Origin of the sequence: Paenibacillus sp. FSL R7-0210 (assembly GCF_038009085.1) — a bacterium.
Taxonomy (GTDB): Bacteria; Bacillota; Bacilli; order Paenibacillales; family Paenibacillaceae; genus Paenibacillus_AQ; species Paenibacillus_AQ silagei.
The window spans coordinates 7351847-7369178 of the sequence record NZ_JBBPAR010000001.1 but is presented as its reverse complement, the minus strand read 5'-3'; the positions used below and the strand labels follow the sequence as shown (position 1 = coordinate 7369178).

Sequence of the window (17332 nt, the reverse complement as noted above, 5' to 3'; positions counted from 1 at the left end):
CAATCCTTTCTCAGCCCCATGCTGACCATAAATAATTTTGGGTAGCGATTTGATTGTAGCTATTGGATATGGTAATTCCATTATCTAAAATAGTAACATTGGCACTTATAGATCCTCCGGAATCATAAACGCTTAAAATCTCTCTGCTATAGGGAGAGGCTAAAATTGAACTATCGATAAAATAGCCCCAAATATTAGTCCATGATTCTCCATTGGGATTATAAGAAAATGAAAAAACTTTAGGCCTGAATCCTAACCCTGAAATTGTAATTGATCCACCTGCCCATATGATTCCGCTTGCCGAAGATATAGGTTTTAGATTTCCAACAACTCCGAATATGTTAACTCCACTTCGAATGTTACCAGAAGTAAAGTTTCCATTAGTAATTGCAACTGATGCAATACCTGCACCAAAACCGCTACTCGTGAGATATGCCCCAGTAGGAAAACCAAGGGACAGTGCACCAGCTCCGTTAGTCCATGAAGTCACAGCCTGTTGGTCATTCGTTCTATTCGGAATATTACCTTTCATCCCAAATATAGATTTCCCTGCAAGTACATTTTCAGGCAGCATGTCTGCAGAATCAGCAGAAATCCAGGTAGATCCATTATAATATCCCGCAGGGGGACGAAAGTGCACTTTGGCATACGGATTATTATAAGCTCCCACTGGCCAATATGCCGTTTCCTGTGGAGGCATATTGTTATTTTCCGCTGATCTGTTTGGCATTGTTCCTAAACTGCCAGCAATAGTTGTTCCATTTAATACTTTATCCACAGGAACCGCTACTCCAGAGATCGAAATAGCGCTACTATAAAATCCCGCTGGTTTTGTTTGTACATTAGCGTTTGGGGTTATTGTTCCACCAGGACCATTATTACTTATTTCTCCGTTCACGACTCCATTCTCTGTGCCAATAGAATACCCACTTAAAACATGGGATGCAGTTGCTGTACCATACTCACCCCCTTCACCCTGTAAGATAAAAGCCGTTCCATCATAGACTACCGTGTACACCCCGCCCTGCACCAACGGCGGGTTATTGCCGTTTGGCTTTTTGATGGACTTGGCCCCCAGGCCATTGACGTTAAGCGTGATCGGGCCGGAGGTGGATGATAACGCCTTAAAGGATAGCCGCTGCCCAGATGCAAGCGTCACAATAGGTGGGTTTGCGGAAGCAGTGAAATTAGGCGAGCTGCCCGCGATGGTACCAAGGTAAGACAAAGAACCCTGAACCACTTCGGCCAATGTTTTACCTGCGTGAAGGTCGGCATCAAGACCACTGCCTGCACCGTCATTCTCTTCTGTCCACATTTTGAACCAATTGCTCCAACTGCCGGAGCCCCCTACATTAGTCGGATTTCCTCTACGATACATAGGGCCAAAACCCGTGTAAGGATATACAATCTGTGTTATGGTATCTGAATTGGGTGCGTGTAACACAAGCATCTGTCCGTAATAATAATTCGGACCAGGGTGATTCTTCATTGCGGATGCCATCAGTCTATAAACTCCTGTCGACACAATTGTGTTAAGGTCTGCATCTCCTGCAACAGTATCGGTCCGCATATAGTTGATCCCATGAAGTCCATCTAGCAAGTCTGCTTCCAATCCACTTCCTGAACCATCCACTGTAATTAATTTGGAAAGCACATCAGCAGCAGTGTACTTTGCAGAGTCGAGCGGAACATACCCTAATGAAGCCCCCATGACTGGGTTGTTATGAATACCGACCCCGATATCGCCTGCAGTCACAACAGGTAAAGCTATTTGAACCACATCACCAGCAGTTGCAAATATAGCAGGGGCACCATTACTGTACCCACTGGCCGCAACTTCAACTCGCTCAATGTGTACCCATCCATCCGCTGTGGTTAGTTGCACATGAGTAGCCTGAGTTACTCCGTTCTTCTTCAGTCTTCCACTCTTATTAATTATTACTCGTGTGCCTGACTTTACACGTATCCAGAATGAGGTAGTAAAACTCTTGTTAAGCCCACCTGCTGGTAAGGTGCCATTAGCTGTCATCAAATTGGTTGATGGTATAGTACCATTGGGGTTACCTGTACCGCTCCCCATAGTGTAAGACGCTATATGGTATTCTGTACCGTAACGCGTGCCTACACCTCCTGCAATTGATCCTATGCGATTCAGTAAGCTTGTAATATCATCAGTTAAAGCATTCCTTGTACCTCCGAAGGTAGAATTATCAAAATAGAATTTCCCTCCGCTTGACACACTTGTTCCATTCATTGGTGTGAAAAATCGGTTATTGACAAATGTGTCTGAGCAATATATGTCATGAGCACCATTTTCTGGGCCTACAAACCTACCAGAGTCCCCCAGTATGTTAGTTACACTTCCAAAGGGTAGATTATCGACGGAAATATTAGCTGTAGCATCCAGACCAGCATAACCTCCGGCTGCATTTTTCTTATTGGAATTCTCATTTTCAACCCAAGAATTCCACGTTCCACCTGTGATACGACGAGACCAGCCGATGAAAGTGGGAGTCAGTACGACCTCTTGAATAACGTTTCCCGCATCAATGGCCCGTACTCTAAGGTAACCAGATGGTGTAGCAACGGGACCGTTTTGCATAACTGACCCAATAAGGGAGTACTCCCCAGATTGAAGAATGTTATTGAAGTCTGAAGATAGTAGGGCTCTGCTATATCCAGTCTTTTCCGTCAATTTGAACTTTTGAATCGTATCAGGCAACGCCGAAGCATCAGCGATCTCCAGCTTCAGATTATCGACCTTGGCCTCGATATAATCATCAGCGAAGTCCTGTCGATCATTATCCTGTCGCAACTCCGCGACACTCTGGACCACCTCGGAGACCACGCCGCCCAGGCCCGTCCGCCAGCTTGCGGCGACCTCTGTGACGTTAGCCGTGAGCATGAATTTGTCCCGGGCCAAATAAGTCACATAGTATGCGGCTTTAGAGTCATAGTCTTCTGGAGCGAGTGATGCCGTAGCTACTTCGTTGGGAACCGTAAACCTCCACTTTGGATCAATATCTGCCCCTCTATAGACCGCTAACATCTTAGATGATAGCTTGCTCAGCCGGGCAGCTCCCCAATAGCTATCCGTTTGTGCAAGAATATAGTATCTTCCTGAATCTAACTTCGGAACAACGGACTCCCTTTGAATTACGCCCGTCTCCACGCTTATCTGATTGCCACCCGGATGGAGCGTAATACTTCCCTCAGCATTGGGAAGCGATACTGGCTGCGCCGCCTGTGCCAGCATGTAATCCAGCGTATACGGCTGCCAGACTGTTGTAATAGGTGCCTGTGCTGCCGGCACTGTAGTCACAGCACCGGCATTGCTGGTAGCTCCGATAACTGTCCACGTCTTCATGCCGCTTCCATTGTACGGAGTACCAAAGGTACCGTTATTCATACGGTATCCATAAAAATAGGCTGAAATTTCAGCTGCTGTTGGGGAATAACTAGCTCCCCAACCACCGTCAGTATTAGCCACCGAAAGATAAAAGTCCCTTCTGCTAGACGCTTCTGTAAAATACGCTTGATCTGCGTCTGTCATACTAGAAACAGAGCTGAGAATACGTCCGTCATATTTCATGGCTATAAAACTGTTATATCTGAGGGCTCCCTCTAAACCTGACAAATACACCCTTTTCACATCTCCTGAAACATTTCCTGCAAGCATCCAGGGGGCAGACCCACTCAGAATCCGCTTTTTTACCCGCTCCAAATACATCCACTCAACCCCTGCACTATACACACTATCCCGAACATCCCCTATCTGCCCAAGGGTGACAGGGAGAACAACGGACTGCGGCTCTGCTGGTGTAAAAGGTGTAGTGGTGCTGCCAAGTTCGATCTGAATATTATCATAGCGTTTGGTTTGCGCAGTGGAAGTTGCGACTGATCCATAAGCGAACAAGATTATTTCAGTTTCACTGCCTGAATTAAAGCTGATATTTTTAGCTCCAGTACCAGAAAGTACTGCCCCTGTAATACCACTATAGCCCTCATCACTGCCTTTTCTCACACTGATTTGCGGCGCATCCGAGCCTGCAACATTGGTTAAGACTGCTGACAAGGTATACACCGTATTGGGTACGACTGTATAGCTCTTTGATCTCATATAGCTGTACGCTGCTGTCCCAGAGGTGACAGTTATACTACTTTTAGCTAAATCCTCAATCAACGCTGTTCCAGCGCCATTCCCTAGCGAATAGCCCCCGCCACTGTACAGGTTACGTCCCTGCTTAGTGACGGAAACACCTTGAATGTGCTGCCTACCCGCGACAAATGGGTAGTAGTCATCAAAGTTATCGGCTGTTAGTGATGTACCAATACGATCATATTCGTCCTTAGAAATCTCATAAAATCGGAATCCTGTACCAATCGCAGACTGGAACGAGAGGTTTGCTTCTCCAAACACCTGTAGGTGGAAGTAGAATTTTGTCTTTCCTGCGAGTTCGAGCGGGCCCACTTTTCCGAAAGACGTTTTCCACTGTCCGGGGCCACCAAGCGTTACAGAGTTACCTGCTACCGTCCCGTTCGGAAGCGTTCCTGTACCGAACTCAAATAATGCCCGGGCAGACACCGCCTCCACTACTTGGATGTCAATGGCGAACACATAATACTTTGTCGGGTCAATTTGACCATTAGGAAGTAATTGGTATCCCGTACCACTTCCAGCGGTTGATCCTGTATAAGCTACTTGGATTGTCTCTACGTCTGAGTATTTGGTGGAGAATGTATCTCTTGAAACGGTGGAATTTCCCCCATTAGCCATAAAATCTGCTGCTTTATTACGAAAAATAAGATTAGCCAGTGTGCGCCCATGTACCACCAAATCCAATTCACTACCGTTCTGGTCCGCCTGGATCACTGATGTGCCCGTCCCCAGGGTTTGGGTCAGATCTACCCGGCCTAATTGACTAGAATCGGCCTTGGCATTCCAAGCGGTCCGTTCTTCTGCTGTAATGTGGACCGTTGTATTCCCGGTATGACTCGTTAAATTGGCTTGAACTGCATTTGCCTTAGTACTTGCATCCGTTGCAGCAGCAGCCTTCACCGCATCCGCCTTGGCCTGCGCTCCTGCAGTTGTCTCTTTGGCGTTCCATGCGGTACGCTCCGCTGCCGTCAGGTGCCGGGTAGTATCATCCGCATGCGCCTTAGCCGCCTCCAGTGTTGTTGCAGGCGCTGTCCTCCAGGAAGATTTGCCTGTAATCGACTTGATCGTGTTCGCCAGCCAACCCAGCAGATTGGTGACGGTGCCGCTGTCTCCTGTTGGCGCTGTCGTATCTGAGATCGTCCGGTTTCCAATAACCGCATCCGTGGCAGTGCCTGCCCCGCCTGCTCCTGCGGTGATCCCGGCCAGCTTATTCTTCTCAGCCGTGGTGTAATCATTAGCAGACAACCCCTTGCCAGATACCTTATCCACCTTGGCGTCAGCAAGAGCGTCCAGTTCGGTCTTCTTCGCAAACACCAGCGACTCATCAATGACTGCGGTAATATTGGCGGCTGTGCCTACCACTACGACACAATCGAACGTTTTCTCGATAATGTCTGATCCGCCGCCTGGTGGAATGTAGTCTGCGGTTACTCCGGCATTAGCGTAGGCGTAGAGAATTTCCCCCGCATCCGGGTCTTGTGCGAAGACTCCTACTTCACGCCAGTAAAATCCTGTAGAGACATCCGCGTTCCGCAGCACCGAACCAATAATCGCCTTATTAGGCGGCTGTGTGGTTATTCGTGTAATCGGCAAACTGATTTTTTGCGAAATCAGGCCATTCATCGCCGGAACAGCTTGTCCTGTAAGTGAGCCGTCGCCTACAGCAATGCGGGTATAATTCAACTTGCCCCCCGCTTGGGCTTTCCCTTGCAGCACAAGACCTTTATTGGTCAGTGTCATGCCTCCAAATACTGCCACATGATTCCCTCCCTAAATCTGAATATGTTCCCCGAAATGTAAAAAGCCGCCCAAATAAAGAGGCAGCGGCTCCGCTTGTGAAATAGTGACGCTATCCAGTACAGCAGACAACCGCTTAACCGCATCAACAGCGGCAATGAATTCCTGAGCCCGTGCAGCAGTCACATCTGCATTGTTGGTGACCACCCGGAAATGATAAGGATCTCCTCCATATTGCCACCATTCTTCCACTGCACCCTGGCCAAACAGGATGGCGATCAGATCTTCTACTGCACCGGCAGTCCCTTTGTGCCTATGAAAGGGAATTGCATTTTGAATCAGCAGCTGCTTCTGTTCAACAGGCAGAGCCGGATCATAATACGGCGGCTTGAATTGCCAGGCCAGCTCATCCGTTTCCGCATCTGTCCATTCCGCTGACCGGCTGAATATATTCAGACCGGCGATCATAGCGGTTGTCTCTTGCAACTGTATATCTAACGCAGCCGCGGCCGCGGCCATGGCAGGGTCCTTACGAATGGAAGGCGGGAGCAGATCGCTCAGGCTTAGGGTCTGGATATTAATCATCTGCCAGCCCCCCATAAGTCAGTGCCGTTGTGCCGGATCGAGCCACTTGGGTTGCGGACATGGTTTTATACACGGGCTCTGTTACCGTCACCCGTAGTGTCCCGGCAGCCATAATACGGGATATTAGCTCTGACGGGTTGATATCCCGGCCAAGCTTGGAGCGCTGCCATAGCTGATAAGCAGCAACAGCTGCCGATACTGCCGCCTGGATACCCGGAACCTCAGCAGCCCGGCTGCGGCTAATATAATAGGTCAGCGCAGTATTATAACTGACAGGCTGCGGCGCACTCACGGTTACCTGATCTGTCAGCGGCCGGATTCCCCTGTCCTCCAAAGTCTCGGCAATTGAATTCAGGACATCCTCGTTTGGAATCTCCCCCTCTGCCAGTAACGGAACCACGGTTACACGCCCGGGCGCCGGAGAGAAGGCATGAACATCCTTAATTGCCGAGGAAGCGGACTTGGCCCAGAATTCATATGCTCCCTGAGGCCCGGCCGTTGAATATGATTCCGGCGCATGGCGTATGCGTTCCTTGAATGCTTCATCTGTCTCAGCAGCAGCGCCGCCAGAGCTGGTGGTCAGATTCGTTACCGACTGGACAAAAGGCAGCGGGTCCATTAGAACATTAATCTGCCCGGGCAAGAACCCGTTCCCTGTTGTCCCCGATTCGGAGCATTTTGCCTTGATCATTCCCGCAGTCTCTCCCGGAGGAATCTCCAAGTACTCCATGGTTATAAAATAAATCGTGCCCTTCCCTCCCTGTACTCCGACGCGTGTCCCTGCCGGTATCGGGGTCGCTGAAGCCAGCGGGATGGACAAAGCAAACTCAAGCGTAACGATTGCCGCAGATGCCTCTAACCGCTTCGATCCTTGAAAAGCCCCCATGTGATCCAATAATGTTCCGGAGGCATACCGCAGTAAATTTCCTTTGGCTGTCTGATTGATCAGCACCTTTTGCTGGATAATCACCGCTGCGAGCGAAGACAAAAAAAGCCGCACCGGATCGGCAGGCTGTAGAGTGCGTCCGGCAAGGCCTTCATATACAGTGATGACATTCTGCTGTATGGCTGCTGCATCCTCCTCCGAAAAGCGGATATCCGGTAATTCAGCATATTCCAATTCCTACTCCTCCTCTGCCAGGCTATATTTCAATACAACGGCCAAGCTGCCTGTAAGCTGTTCTTCTATATCCTTGTGAAAAGAAATATCGGCCACGATTGCGCGCGGCTCCTGCTCTGTAATGGCTGTGATGATCGCTGCCGTCAGGCGGGATTCAGCGATGTATGCCGGTTCATCAATAATCGAGTAGTCCAGACCAACTCCACGGGCCAACGGTGCGCTCCCAAGCGGAGTAGCCAGGATCATCCTTATATTCTGAGCCACTTCCTCTGCTACTGTTACCGGGCTAAAATCAATCAGGCTAGGCTGAGTCATATCAATGGTATACATCATTTCACATACTCCTCAAGCGAGATCGTGACCTGTGCGTCCAGCACATTGCCGATGCTATCCAGCCTGTTCCAATCCTGCGACAGACTGCTGATCACCCATAGCCCAACCCCGACATTCTTGCGTCCTATGATTAACGGCATCGCTTTGCCGGCACGGTCCAGCTCGGTAAGCCTGTCAAGCTCTTTGCGCGGATTAAGGCCAAGCGCCGCCGAGAAATGAACCGAGAATGAAACCGAATCTGCGCCCGGTCCCAGAAATTCCTTCTTGGGCTTCTTGCCGATAATGTCATGCTGCGCCCACCGGCTGGAGCTGCTGCGTTTGAATTCATCTATGGTACGAATGGCGCCTTCCGCAACGACAAAGACCACCGGGCCTAGACTGCCAATTTTATTCATCTTATAATCTTGCTTCTGGTCATTACTGCCCTTATTGCTCATCCGGTTCTGCCTCCTCCATCATGAACTGAGCTGGCAGACAGCTTGCCGGTAACCGTCAAGTCTCCCTCGATCAGCACCCCGCCGGTTGCCTTAACATTCAGCTTCTGGGCTGTTCGGTCATAATAGACATAGCTGCCATCCTCAAACCATACTCCCCGCTGATCCTGGGTGCCGGAAGGCTGACCGTCATCCGCAAAATAGGTTCCCAAACAGATGCCAGCGGAACGCGCATGATTCAAAAAAGCACACACGACCCGCTCTCCCGGCAACGGTACTGCATTGCCTTTTCCCCAGCCGCCCGGTGTTAGAACCGGTAACTCGGCGGAAACTATATCATCGCGGTCTGCAAAAGTAACCCTGACACTTCCGGCTGCCAGATTAGCTGTAGATACCCTGCCAATAAGTATCACCATTCACCACCCCAATACTTTACGAATGTCCAGACTGGTTGTATATCCGCTGCTTCCAATTGAGTGCCTTGCCGATTCAATAATGTATTTACCGTCAAACCGCTTCCAGCCTTTGATATTAATCGTGAGTCCTGTGGCCATCCTTAGATCTCCCATAAGCGAGAGAGTACCTTTGCCGCCCTCTTTATTCTTTTCCCGGAGCCTTTTACGGGCCAGCCGCATAGCATCTGCTTGCGAGTCGACCTGTTCATTAATCTTAAGAATTGGACCGCTCTTAGGCGCGCCTTGAGGGGTATACGTGGCCTTCAAGGACTCTTTGCCCTGTGATGGAGTATACGTCACTGTACATGCCCGGAAAGCTGCAAAGGCAGTATTATAAGTGAAGCTGTAATCTGTCACATTAGTCTCCCCCCGCACGATCGTGGCCACCGCTTCTTTCTGTTCATATTCCTGTTCATCAAAAAGCACCAGGCTTCCAGAAGATACTTTAATCGCGATACCTTCTTGTGTAGCTGTGTTCAGCAAAAAGGCCAAGTCCGACACCTCCGACTGCTCCAGCCGATCATAAGAGGGGTTGTCCTGTGCCTCGTAGATTAATTTGAGCTTCGCGCGTTTGGCTACTTGGGCAGCTACTGTTTTCAGATTGGTTTTCTCCCAGCTGCGTGAGCTGCGCTGCATCCGAACTTCGGAGGTCACGGGAAGCGAGACCGCCTTAATCGAGATCGTGTCGGGAGGACCGCTAAAATCAATACTGTCTACCTCAAAGGTGCCCAGCGGAAGCTTCTTAATTTCACCCGGCTTGTCCCAGTTGACCGTCCGTATCGCAGCAACCAATTGATCGCCTTCAACCGGTGACCAAGGCCCCTGCCAATTGCGCTCCCTGTCCTCAAGCGTAACTGTAAGATCATCTAACGAACCCGAGGCAGCATCATTATACTGAAAGTCTGTCAACGATTTAGTGATATCCTGCGTAACGTCCTTTCCGTTATAGCGCAGCTCGAGTACCGCTCTGCGTGCATCCTGCATAAGTTCCACGTGCTTCACTCCCTTCGCCAAGGAGGTAATGAGCTGGATATGTCGGAGGGCAGCTCCGGTACATTCAGTACAATATTGCCTGAGAATACACTGACAGCAGCATGTGCCGGATTAGCATTCAGGAGCAGCGTCAGGAAACGGGCATCTCCATAGATTTTAAAAGCAATCCCATCCCACATATCGCCTTGTACCGTTCTATAGATCATTGGAAGCTCACCCGCCTCTGTTGCACTAGCATCGACTTGAACCGGCGTTCGAATCCGTCCTCAGACTGCCTTAAAGCCTCCCGTACCTGTTCAGCTACAGATTTATCGCCACCCTGAAGGGTTACACTAGGCGCCCAAGTTACATGGATATCCCCATTGTTAACGGAATTATTATTATACCCCATTAAATCATTTGCCTTCTCAAGCAAAGACCTCGACCGGGGCTTGCGGTTTAAGGGAATAGCAATTTCAGGGCCAGCCTCACCAAAAATAGAGGGCACATATGCGATACCGCCTTCAGCGTATTCTGCAATGCTTGGCCCACCATAGAGCGGGTGGTATGGTTTCACTTTCGGTTTGACACCTTCTTTGCCTTCTCCCCCTGGAACTCCAGTAGCATTCGGAACTTTCCCTATCTGCTCCCAAATAAGCTGCAAATTCACTTTCATTTCAGCAGGCAGCTTATCAAGCGCAGCGTTAAGAAGCATCACCTTATCCAGAGCCTGCCTAAATCGATCTTGTTCAGCAACAGACATATCCTTGTACTTGGCTGCTTGCTCTTGCAAGGTACCACCAAGATCAAGTTCAATTATTTTTTTCTGAGTATTATAATAATTGACCAGACCATCTTCTGCCTCTTTCCTATCACTATCTGTTTTCTTAAGTTGGTTGTTCTTCTTATTAATGGATTCCTCCATTTTAAAATAGTCATCTTCAAAGTGATCTATTATTGTATAATCTTTCCCAGTCACTTGGCTTGCTTTTTTAGAAAAAGCTAAAAACTTCTCGCCTTTTTGATTAGGATCGAGATCACTATATTCTATTTCGTTGTACTCCTCCATAAGCACGACGTAGTCCCTATACTTTACCTTCATCTCCTCATAGGCGGCACTTTGATCTTTAAGATTCTGAGTCAGCTCTGAATAATTATTCTCCAATTCAGGCAATTTGGCTTGTGCAGTAAGGGCCTCATGTTCTAGTTCACGACGTCCCATTTCTTCTCGGGCTTTGGCAATATCTCCGACAAGACCCATCTGTTCTCGGAATTTATCATTCTTGGAGCCTTCAGCAGACAAAATATTAGGATTCATATCGATAAGTGTTTGCTCTACATCCTTCAGTTTTCGTCTGGCTTCTAACAATTCATCAGCTGGAGTTCTTGCATCCTTAATCTTCCCTGTCAATCGGTCATGCTCAGTGATTAGATTCTGGGTTTTGGAATTAGCCTCCTCAATCGCTGAATAATTAGCATAGGATTCACCCAGCACATCCCCCATATTCAAAAGCTCCTGGCGCGCATCCTCCTGATGCTTTTTGAAGGCGATGACACCGGCCGTGACCAGTCCGACACCGGCAACAGCGAGACCTACGGGATTCGTCAGCAATCCCAGTGCACCTGCAAATCCTCCAGCCGCTCCGCTGGCCGCGCTGGCCGCCTTAATGATCGTGGAGAACCCCTGAACAATCTTCACTGTTTTTGTGGCCAGCATCGCAGCAGGAACAGCGAGACCGATGACCATCAGCACTTCTTTGTTGTCTGACGCCCAGCTGGTCAACCCCTGAAGTGCAGGCATCACGCTCTCTCCCAGAGGAACCACAAGACCGGACATCAACTCCCGCCCTATGGCTGCAAACTGCTCGGTTAGCGTATTATCCTTAATCGCAGACACTTCATCCATCGTCTGCCGGGTCATATCAAACTGATGCCGAGTCTGGCCCAGCGACAACACCGCTTTGTTACCTATCTCCTCAAACTGAGACCCGAATATAGCGCTGGCCAGGGCCGCTTGATGAACCGGATCTTTAATTGCTTTTAGTTTCGCAATCAACTGATTCATGGCATCCTTACCGGTCATAGACCCGTCTGCCAGCCCCTTGAAGATTTCATCCCCATTGCCCATTGTCTTGCGCAGTTGAAGCATGGCCTTGCTCGCCGAATCTCCGCCCGCCTTCAAATCCTTGACCAGGGCAACAGCTCCATTCTTCCCGGCCACTTTCACCAATTCGCCGAATTCCTTCGACTTCGTTCCGCCACTTACAAGCGCAGCACTGAATTGATTCAGCTGCTCAGGTGCAAACAGCTCATAGACAGCGGCCTTTGTGGAATCCGAACCCTCTTTTACGGTGGAGCTGAATTTCTTCACAAGCCCGGCAAGACCCTCAAGGGAATTCCCCCCATTGTCCATGCCAGAGCTTAATAATTCAAACATCTCGTCAGCAGAATATCCCATCTTCTTGAAGTCAGCGCTGTACTTCTCTACGGCACTTAGAAGCCCGCCGGATGTGTTCATGCCCTTCTGCGCACCTTGGGCCATCAGATTATAGGCCTGCTCTGAAGAGATGCCGAACTTTTGCATCATCGCGTCAACGGCTTGTACTGAGTCTGATATATCCCCCTTAAAAACATCGCGATACGTCATAGCCGTCTGGGTGGTCTTCTCCAGCTCATCTCCGGTTTGGCCCAGAACTTGCTGTACCGTTCCAACCGCCTCACCGATATCTTCGAAGTTTTTACCGTAATTCTGACTGTACAGGCTATCGGAGATTTCTTTCATTCCGCTCATCTCAGCGGCGGTTAATCCGGTTGATGCCTGAAGCTGCGCCATTGCCCCGGCAGAATCATTTACAGCCGTCCAGACGGCTTTTAGGGGTTCAACCGCTTTAGTCAGCATGGAGAAATCCACTTTTTCGAAAGCAGCCTTAAGTTTGTCACCAAGTTGTTCGGCTTCGTCGCCAGCGTCCTCAGCATCTCCGCGCAGTTGATCGAAGTAGCCTGCCCTGGCCAGCCCCTTAAGCACGTCTTCCAAATCCTTAATTTGCTGTTCCACTTCCTCAACAGAGCGGGGAACATTTGGATTCACCAATACATTCAACCGGACAATAAGCTCACTGATGCTGCTTGGATTGCCTGAACCTGAACCTGCCATAAGTTACCTCCCTTCTTTAATTCTCGCCACCCGCTCTGCCCAATCCCCCAGTTCCTCAACAGGCAGGCTGAGAAAATAGGGGATTGGAGTGTGGGTAAGCATGGCCAAAGAGACGGCGATGTCTTTGATCCCATCGCCGTCTCCGCAGCCTACAGCAGCAAAAAACTTTGTGCCTGTAAGGTAAGTTTTGTGAAATCCTTAGCGGGCAGAGCTTTGATCAGCCCCACATGAACACCAGCAGCCCTGGCCACAATATAAGCCTGATAAGCTTTATTGGTCTCTTTAATCAATTCCCCGCCAGATTGACGGGCAGATTCCATCTGATATTGCCGGTCACAGGTAAGGATGTCCTCACCGGTTAACTTGTCAAAATCAATACTCAGGCTTTCAAACGTATCGCCCTCAAAGTTAACGGGCCGGGCGAAAGTGTATACTTCCGCTCCGGTCTCCTCCAATTCTTTTGTTCCCATCATGCTCTCTCCTTATAGACCAAGATTCTGTTTAGTAGCCGCAAGGTAATCCACTTCGTATACTTTATGAATGTAGTTATACTTATCAATTTCCAGTACTTGGACACCATCCAGGGTGACCTTCAGATAGTTAACCGAGAAGTTGTTGGTAGTATCCATTGCTGCTCCAGTCTCCAGATTACCGAGTGTCAAGCCGAGCGGTCTCGCCCGGACAGTAACCTTGAACGGCACCTCGCGGTATTCACTTGTTGCGGTATCGAACGTCTGAATGGAAGCACGCAGATCCAACGTGTGGACCTTCGGTGCCAGTAGAGAGGCTGCTGCACTCTCAATCGTGCGCCATTTAAGCGCCAGACTCATCGCTCCCGTATACCCTGGAGAAGGCGCCGCCATTTCTCCGGCAATCCCGCCCCCTTTGATGGTATCTACCAGGTAAGTAATTTCCGGCAGAGTCGCGGTTGCTGTTCCCAAGTAATCGACGGCATTCAAGTACACCGAATAATCAATAACCCGTTCTGATCTTTTTGGCATTATTGCTCCTCCTTCTACGCTACCAGCGCAGCCAAGTATGTTGTGTCGTATTCAAGCAGGAAGGAAATCTCCTGTGCCGGTCCAGGCGGCGTAAGATGCAGATGGAATGTAATTTTACCGGCCATCAGATCTGTCACCGGATTCTCGGATTCATTGAATTCTACCCGACCGCCCAGCAGAGCCCCCGATGCTGTCAGGCCGTTCAGCCAGATATTGACTGAATCCGTAACCGCAGCTACCAGCCGTTTGTTCATCGGGTCATCCACCTTCTGCATATAGGTCAGAATGAGACTGTTTCCGATCCAGTTGAACATCCGGCGGACCGGAATAAAGCTATCTTTAGGATCGGTTACGCCCGGATACGCAGCGGTGTTGTTCCCCCAGCTCTTCCAGCCGCTTGTTCCCAAATTAAGTGCTGTTACAATGCCTGCACTATTCAGGAAGCTGGCCTGATCAATTCCGAGGAATTGGCTTGTCCCATCGGACAGTTCAGTGCCATCCGCTTGCAGAGGCTTATTTGAAGGCGATACAAAAGGGATACCGCCATTATCGGCATCCGCCGCAGCAATAAGACCGGCAAGCTGAGTGGAGAAATGATATTTTTTATCCCCAAGCGTCAGCATCGGATAGGCGGCAATTTGCAGAGCACCCGTGTAGCTATTGTTAGCTTTCCAAGTACCGGCATCTGTATATGATCGGGATGGATCAATATCCGTCAGGGCAATCGCCTTGAAATTCCCGTTAATATTTCCGGCCTTCGCCTTCATCACTGCGGCAACCGCAGGCAAATGCGACCAGCCCGGGGCCAGCAGCAGATCCGGAAGGATCCCGAAACGCGGGTAAGCCTGATGAACCAGTTCAAAACCAGTGTATTCACCCGAAGCGGTTACGCCTCCAATGATATCCTCAGCTTCTACAGCACCGGGATTCAGCTTGTCATATCCGACGGATAGCTGATCTGCATTGGCTGCAATAGCCCCAGAAGACTTCGTAGTAATCAGTACATGTCCATTCTCATCAAAAGCAGCCGTGTAATCTGTACCGGACACATAAGTAGAAGCGCCATCTGAAGATTTAACAACCAGCGTTGACAGCAGCACGCCTTCGGTCTGCACGGTTGCCAGCCTGTTGCTGACTGCTACCGCTGCCGGGGCAACCGTTGTCTTATGGACAGCCGGGTCGAGCACATTGACCAGGATCATTGGAGCTCTTTCGTACAAGGCAAAATGAGAATACACTAACTCGCTCAGCGTATATTGTGACCAGTCGTCACTATATCCCAGAGCTGCTACGGCTTCTGCGTAGTTATTCACAAGCACGGGAGTATTAACGGGTACAGCTGCCGCCGCCAGATGAACCGGAGCTGTCCCTACTGCAAAGGGAATCCCGCTTGTTGCTTTTGCCGGAGCCAGAACCGAAGTTGATTGTTCAATAATGCTTACACCATGTTTAAATGCCATTGATTAGTTCCCCTTCCCTAGAAGCCTTTGATAGACTGTATATTCAGCGGTACCCGCTTGAAGGATGCGCTCCTGCACTTCCGTCATTTCATCAACAGGTACAATCAGTTCTGCCACATCCGGCTGTTCAGCCATTAACGGCGTTAAATAAGATGGAATACCTGAACGGAATACGGTGGATTGCAGCAGTTGACCGCCACGCAGGTTAGGCCCCAGATAAATCCGGATCGTCTCCCGCTGGGTTTGTTTCTGGTCTGCATTTTCAATAGAATTCACAATACTACCTCCTGTCGAATTTGGGGCAATGCCCAGGTTGTTGTAAGTTCGCCCCTCCAGACTGCTGAAGGGTGCTCTTCGTCAAGCTTCCATGTCCAACTGGCCTCCAACCTGAATTTCTGTTCAAGAACTCTCTGGCGCAATAGCAGGATACGTACCCGCTCCATCAGATTAAGCAGCTCAACCAGGCCTGTGTCATCTTCTGAATAAGTACCAAATTGAAGCTTCATTTGAATTTGCCCTTGGCCAGAATCTCCTTCACCCTCAGCAGGCCGAATCATAATTACCGGATATACCGGATTTACGCTTGTATTCGGTGAAAGATATCCAAGCTGCACTGGGGGCACGGGCTGCGTATCATCAGCCAACTCCTTTTGCAGAAACTTTTGAATGGCCAAAATTAATAATGTAATGGTCACTGTCGCCCTCCTTATTTACGTTGGTTAACCTCCCTTCTATTTATTAGGGGCTTTCACTAGACAAACCCATTAAATTATTTATAATAAGCTCACTTTGTCAGATAAGGGACCTATACTCCTCCATTACGGAGCTGATCTTTTTTTGTGCCCGCTGGATGTACTCACTTACACTGCCTGCCGAAATCATGAGCATTCCAGCAATAGCAACATGCGAGAATCCTTCACCGTTAGCCAGCATATAGCACTCCCGCTCCCTTCTGCTTAACAGCCCCAATACATATTCCAATTGAAAACATTGATCCTCAGTGAGTCCTTCAGAAGGGACCGCATTGAACCCGGCGGTAAAGTTCTGCATACGAACCGGCTCTAACAGAATTTCCCGCTCATATCCCGCACGCCGTTCGATTCCCCGCTTGTTCCCCGGCCGGCGTCCGCTGCTCAGCCACTCAATCACATACTTGCAGTCACTGACCATTCCGGCGATTACCTTCTTATCATCCGCATCTGCATTTCTGTATAATTGCTCTACACTCTTTAAAGAAATTTGATATTCCGGAAGCAGTTTTTGCACACAATTCGAATCCAGAAGTTCCAAATCCTCCTGCTCTATACACCACATGTTTACTCCCCCCTTATCAAAAATAGTTTTAAATATACTTAATTTCGTATTTTTAAATCATAATATGCTCAACTTCGCATTATGTCAAGCCTTGTACCCGAAATAATACGATAATGCATATTTACATTTGATTTCAAACCTTTTACAATAAACTTAAGAATACGAAGTAGCGTATACACTAATGGATTTTGAGGAGGACTGCGTGTGCAACGGGCTGAAGTCTTAAAGCGATTAATCGAGGAAACCGGCCTGAACACCAAGGCTTTTTCAGAAAAGGCAGGAATTCCTTATACTACGCTGAGGTCCATTCTAATGCGAGGTGTCGGAGGAGCTTCTGTTGATAATGTTCTTAAGGTTTGCCGTGCTTTAGGGATCACTACCGAAGAACTGGACCGTCTGGCCAATGGAGGCGCAGAAGACACTTCGTCTTCATCATTATCTGAGCTGTCTGAATTTGAAGCTTTTTTAAACAATCCAGAGCATGGGCTATTTTTCAAGGATTACCTGGATGCACCCGAGGAGCGTAAACGCGAAATGTTAACCTTCTGGCAATTCATCAAAGACCAAGAAAAGAAAAAAGCCAATTCTTCAGACACCAATTAAAAAGT

16 protein-coding genes are annotated in these 17332 nt (G+C 49.0%); 1 reads left to right on the top strand and 15 read right to left on the bottom strand.

Annotation, left to right across the window (positions count from 1 at the left end):
• Positions 1 to 10 precede the first annotated feature (10 nt).
• From MKY64_RS31590 to MKY64_RS31520, 15 genes are all read right to left on the bottom strand, one after another.
• Positions 11 to 5917, bottom strand: coding sequence for a phage tail-collar fiber domain-containing protein (locus MKY64_RS31590; protein WP_340957849.1), 5907 nt, complete (start codon positions 5915 to 5917; stop codon positions 11 to 13).
• A gap of 12 nt (positions 5918 to 5929) precedes the next feature.
• Complete coding sequence (locus MKY64_RS31585) at positions 5930 to 6481, bottom strand: phage tail protein I (protein ID WP_340957848.1); 552 nt, start codon at positions 6479 to 6481, stop codon at positions 5930 to 5932.
• Positions 6474 to 7601 carry a baseplate assembly protein gene (locus tag MKY64_RS31580; protein ID WP_340957847.1) on the bottom strand — a complete coding sequence of 376 codons (1128 nt, stop codon included), beginning with the start codon at positions 7599 to 7601 and terminating at the stop codon, positions 6474 to 6476. Before MKY64_RS31580 ends, MKY64_RS31585 begins: the two co-directional genes overlap by 8 nt.
• A 3-nt stretch (positions 7602 to 7604) precedes the next feature.
• Positions 7605 to 7934, bottom strand: a complete 330-nt coding sequence (locus tag MKY64_RS31575) for a GPW/gp25 family protein (RefSeq protein WP_339251581.1) — start codon at positions 7932 to 7934, stop codon at positions 7605 to 7607.
• On the bottom strand, positions 7931 to 8371 hold the full coding sequence (locus MKY64_RS31570) for a phage tail protein (protein WP_235191732.1): 441 nt from the start codon (positions 8369 to 8371) through the stop codon (positions 7931 to 7933). Before MKY64_RS31570 ends, MKY64_RS31575 begins: the two co-directional genes overlap by 4 nt.
• On the bottom strand, positions 8368 to 8784 hold the full coding sequence (locus MKY64_RS31565) for a phage baseplate assembly protein V (RefSeq protein ID WP_340957845.1): 417 nt from the start codon (positions 8782 to 8784) through the stop codon (positions 8368 to 8370). Before MKY64_RS31565 ends, MKY64_RS31570 begins: the two co-directional genes overlap by 4 nt.
• A complete protein-coding gene (locus MKY64_RS31560) occupies positions 8785 to 9807 on the bottom strand; it encodes a phage late control D family protein (RefSeq protein ID WP_340958219.1) in 1023 nt (340 codons plus the stop codon).
• Between the two features lie 14 nt (positions 9808 to 9821).
• Positions 9822 to 10022: a tail protein X gene (locus MKY64_RS31555; RefSeq protein ID WP_209878878.1), complete on the bottom strand. Its 201-nt coding sequence runs from the start codon at positions 10020 to 10022 to the stop codon at positions 9822 to 9824.
• Positions 10019 to 12949 carry a phage tail tape measure protein gene (locus tag MKY64_RS31550; RefSeq protein WP_036721800.1) on the bottom strand — a complete coding sequence of 977 codons (2931 nt, stop codon included), beginning with the start codon at positions 12947 to 12949 and terminating at the stop codon, positions 10019 to 10021. The genes MKY64_RS31555 and MKY64_RS31550 overlap by 4 nt, the downstream gene beginning before the upstream one ends.
• 149 nt (positions 12950 to 13098) lie before the next feature.
• A complete protein-coding gene (locus MKY64_RS31545; protein ID WP_051477757.1) occupies positions 13099 to 13419 on the bottom strand; it encodes a phage tail assembly protein in 321 nt (106 codons plus the stop codon).
• Between the two features lie 12 nt (positions 13420 to 13431).
• Positions 13432 to 13950: a phage major tail tube protein gene (locus MKY64_RS31540; RefSeq protein ID WP_209878874.1), complete on the bottom strand. Its 519-nt coding sequence runs from the start codon at positions 13948 to 13950 to the stop codon at positions 13432 to 13434.
• A gap of 14 nt (positions 13951 to 13964) precedes the next feature.
• The gene (locus MKY64_RS31535) at positions 13965 to 15410 is read right to left on the bottom strand and encodes a phage tail sheath family protein (protein WP_340957843.1); all 1446 of its coding nucleotides are present in this window, start codon (positions 15408 to 15410) and stop codon (positions 13965 to 13967) included.
• A 3-nt stretch (positions 15411 to 15413) separates the two neighbouring features.
• Positions 15414 to 15686 (bottom strand): hypothetical protein, encoded by a 273-nt coding sequence (locus tag MKY64_RS31530; protein WP_340957842.1) that lies wholly within the window; start codon positions 15684 to 15686, stop codon positions 15414 to 15416.
• Positions 15683 to 16105 (bottom strand): hypothetical protein, encoded by a 423-nt coding sequence (locus tag MKY64_RS31525; protein ID WP_340957841.1) that lies wholly within the window; start codon positions 16103 to 16105, stop codon positions 15683 to 15685. Before MKY64_RS31525 ends, MKY64_RS31530 begins: the two co-directional genes overlap by 4 nt.
• Before the next feature lie 97 nt (positions 16106 to 16202).
• Complete coding sequence (locus tag MKY64_RS31520; protein WP_340957840.1) at positions 16203 to 16724, bottom strand: sigma factor-like helix-turn-helix DNA-binding protein; 522 nt, start codon at positions 16722 to 16724, stop codon at positions 16203 to 16205.
• A 204-nt stretch (positions 16725 to 16928) separates the two neighbouring features.
• Between MKY64_RS31520 and MKY64_RS31515 the strand changes: the two genes are divergently transcribed.
• On the top strand, positions 16929 to 17327 hold the full coding sequence (locus MKY64_RS31515; protein WP_340957839.1) for a helix-turn-helix domain-containing protein: 399 nt from the start codon (positions 16929 to 16931) through the stop codon (positions 17325 to 17327).
• Positions 17328 to 17332: the final 5 nt, after the last annotated feature.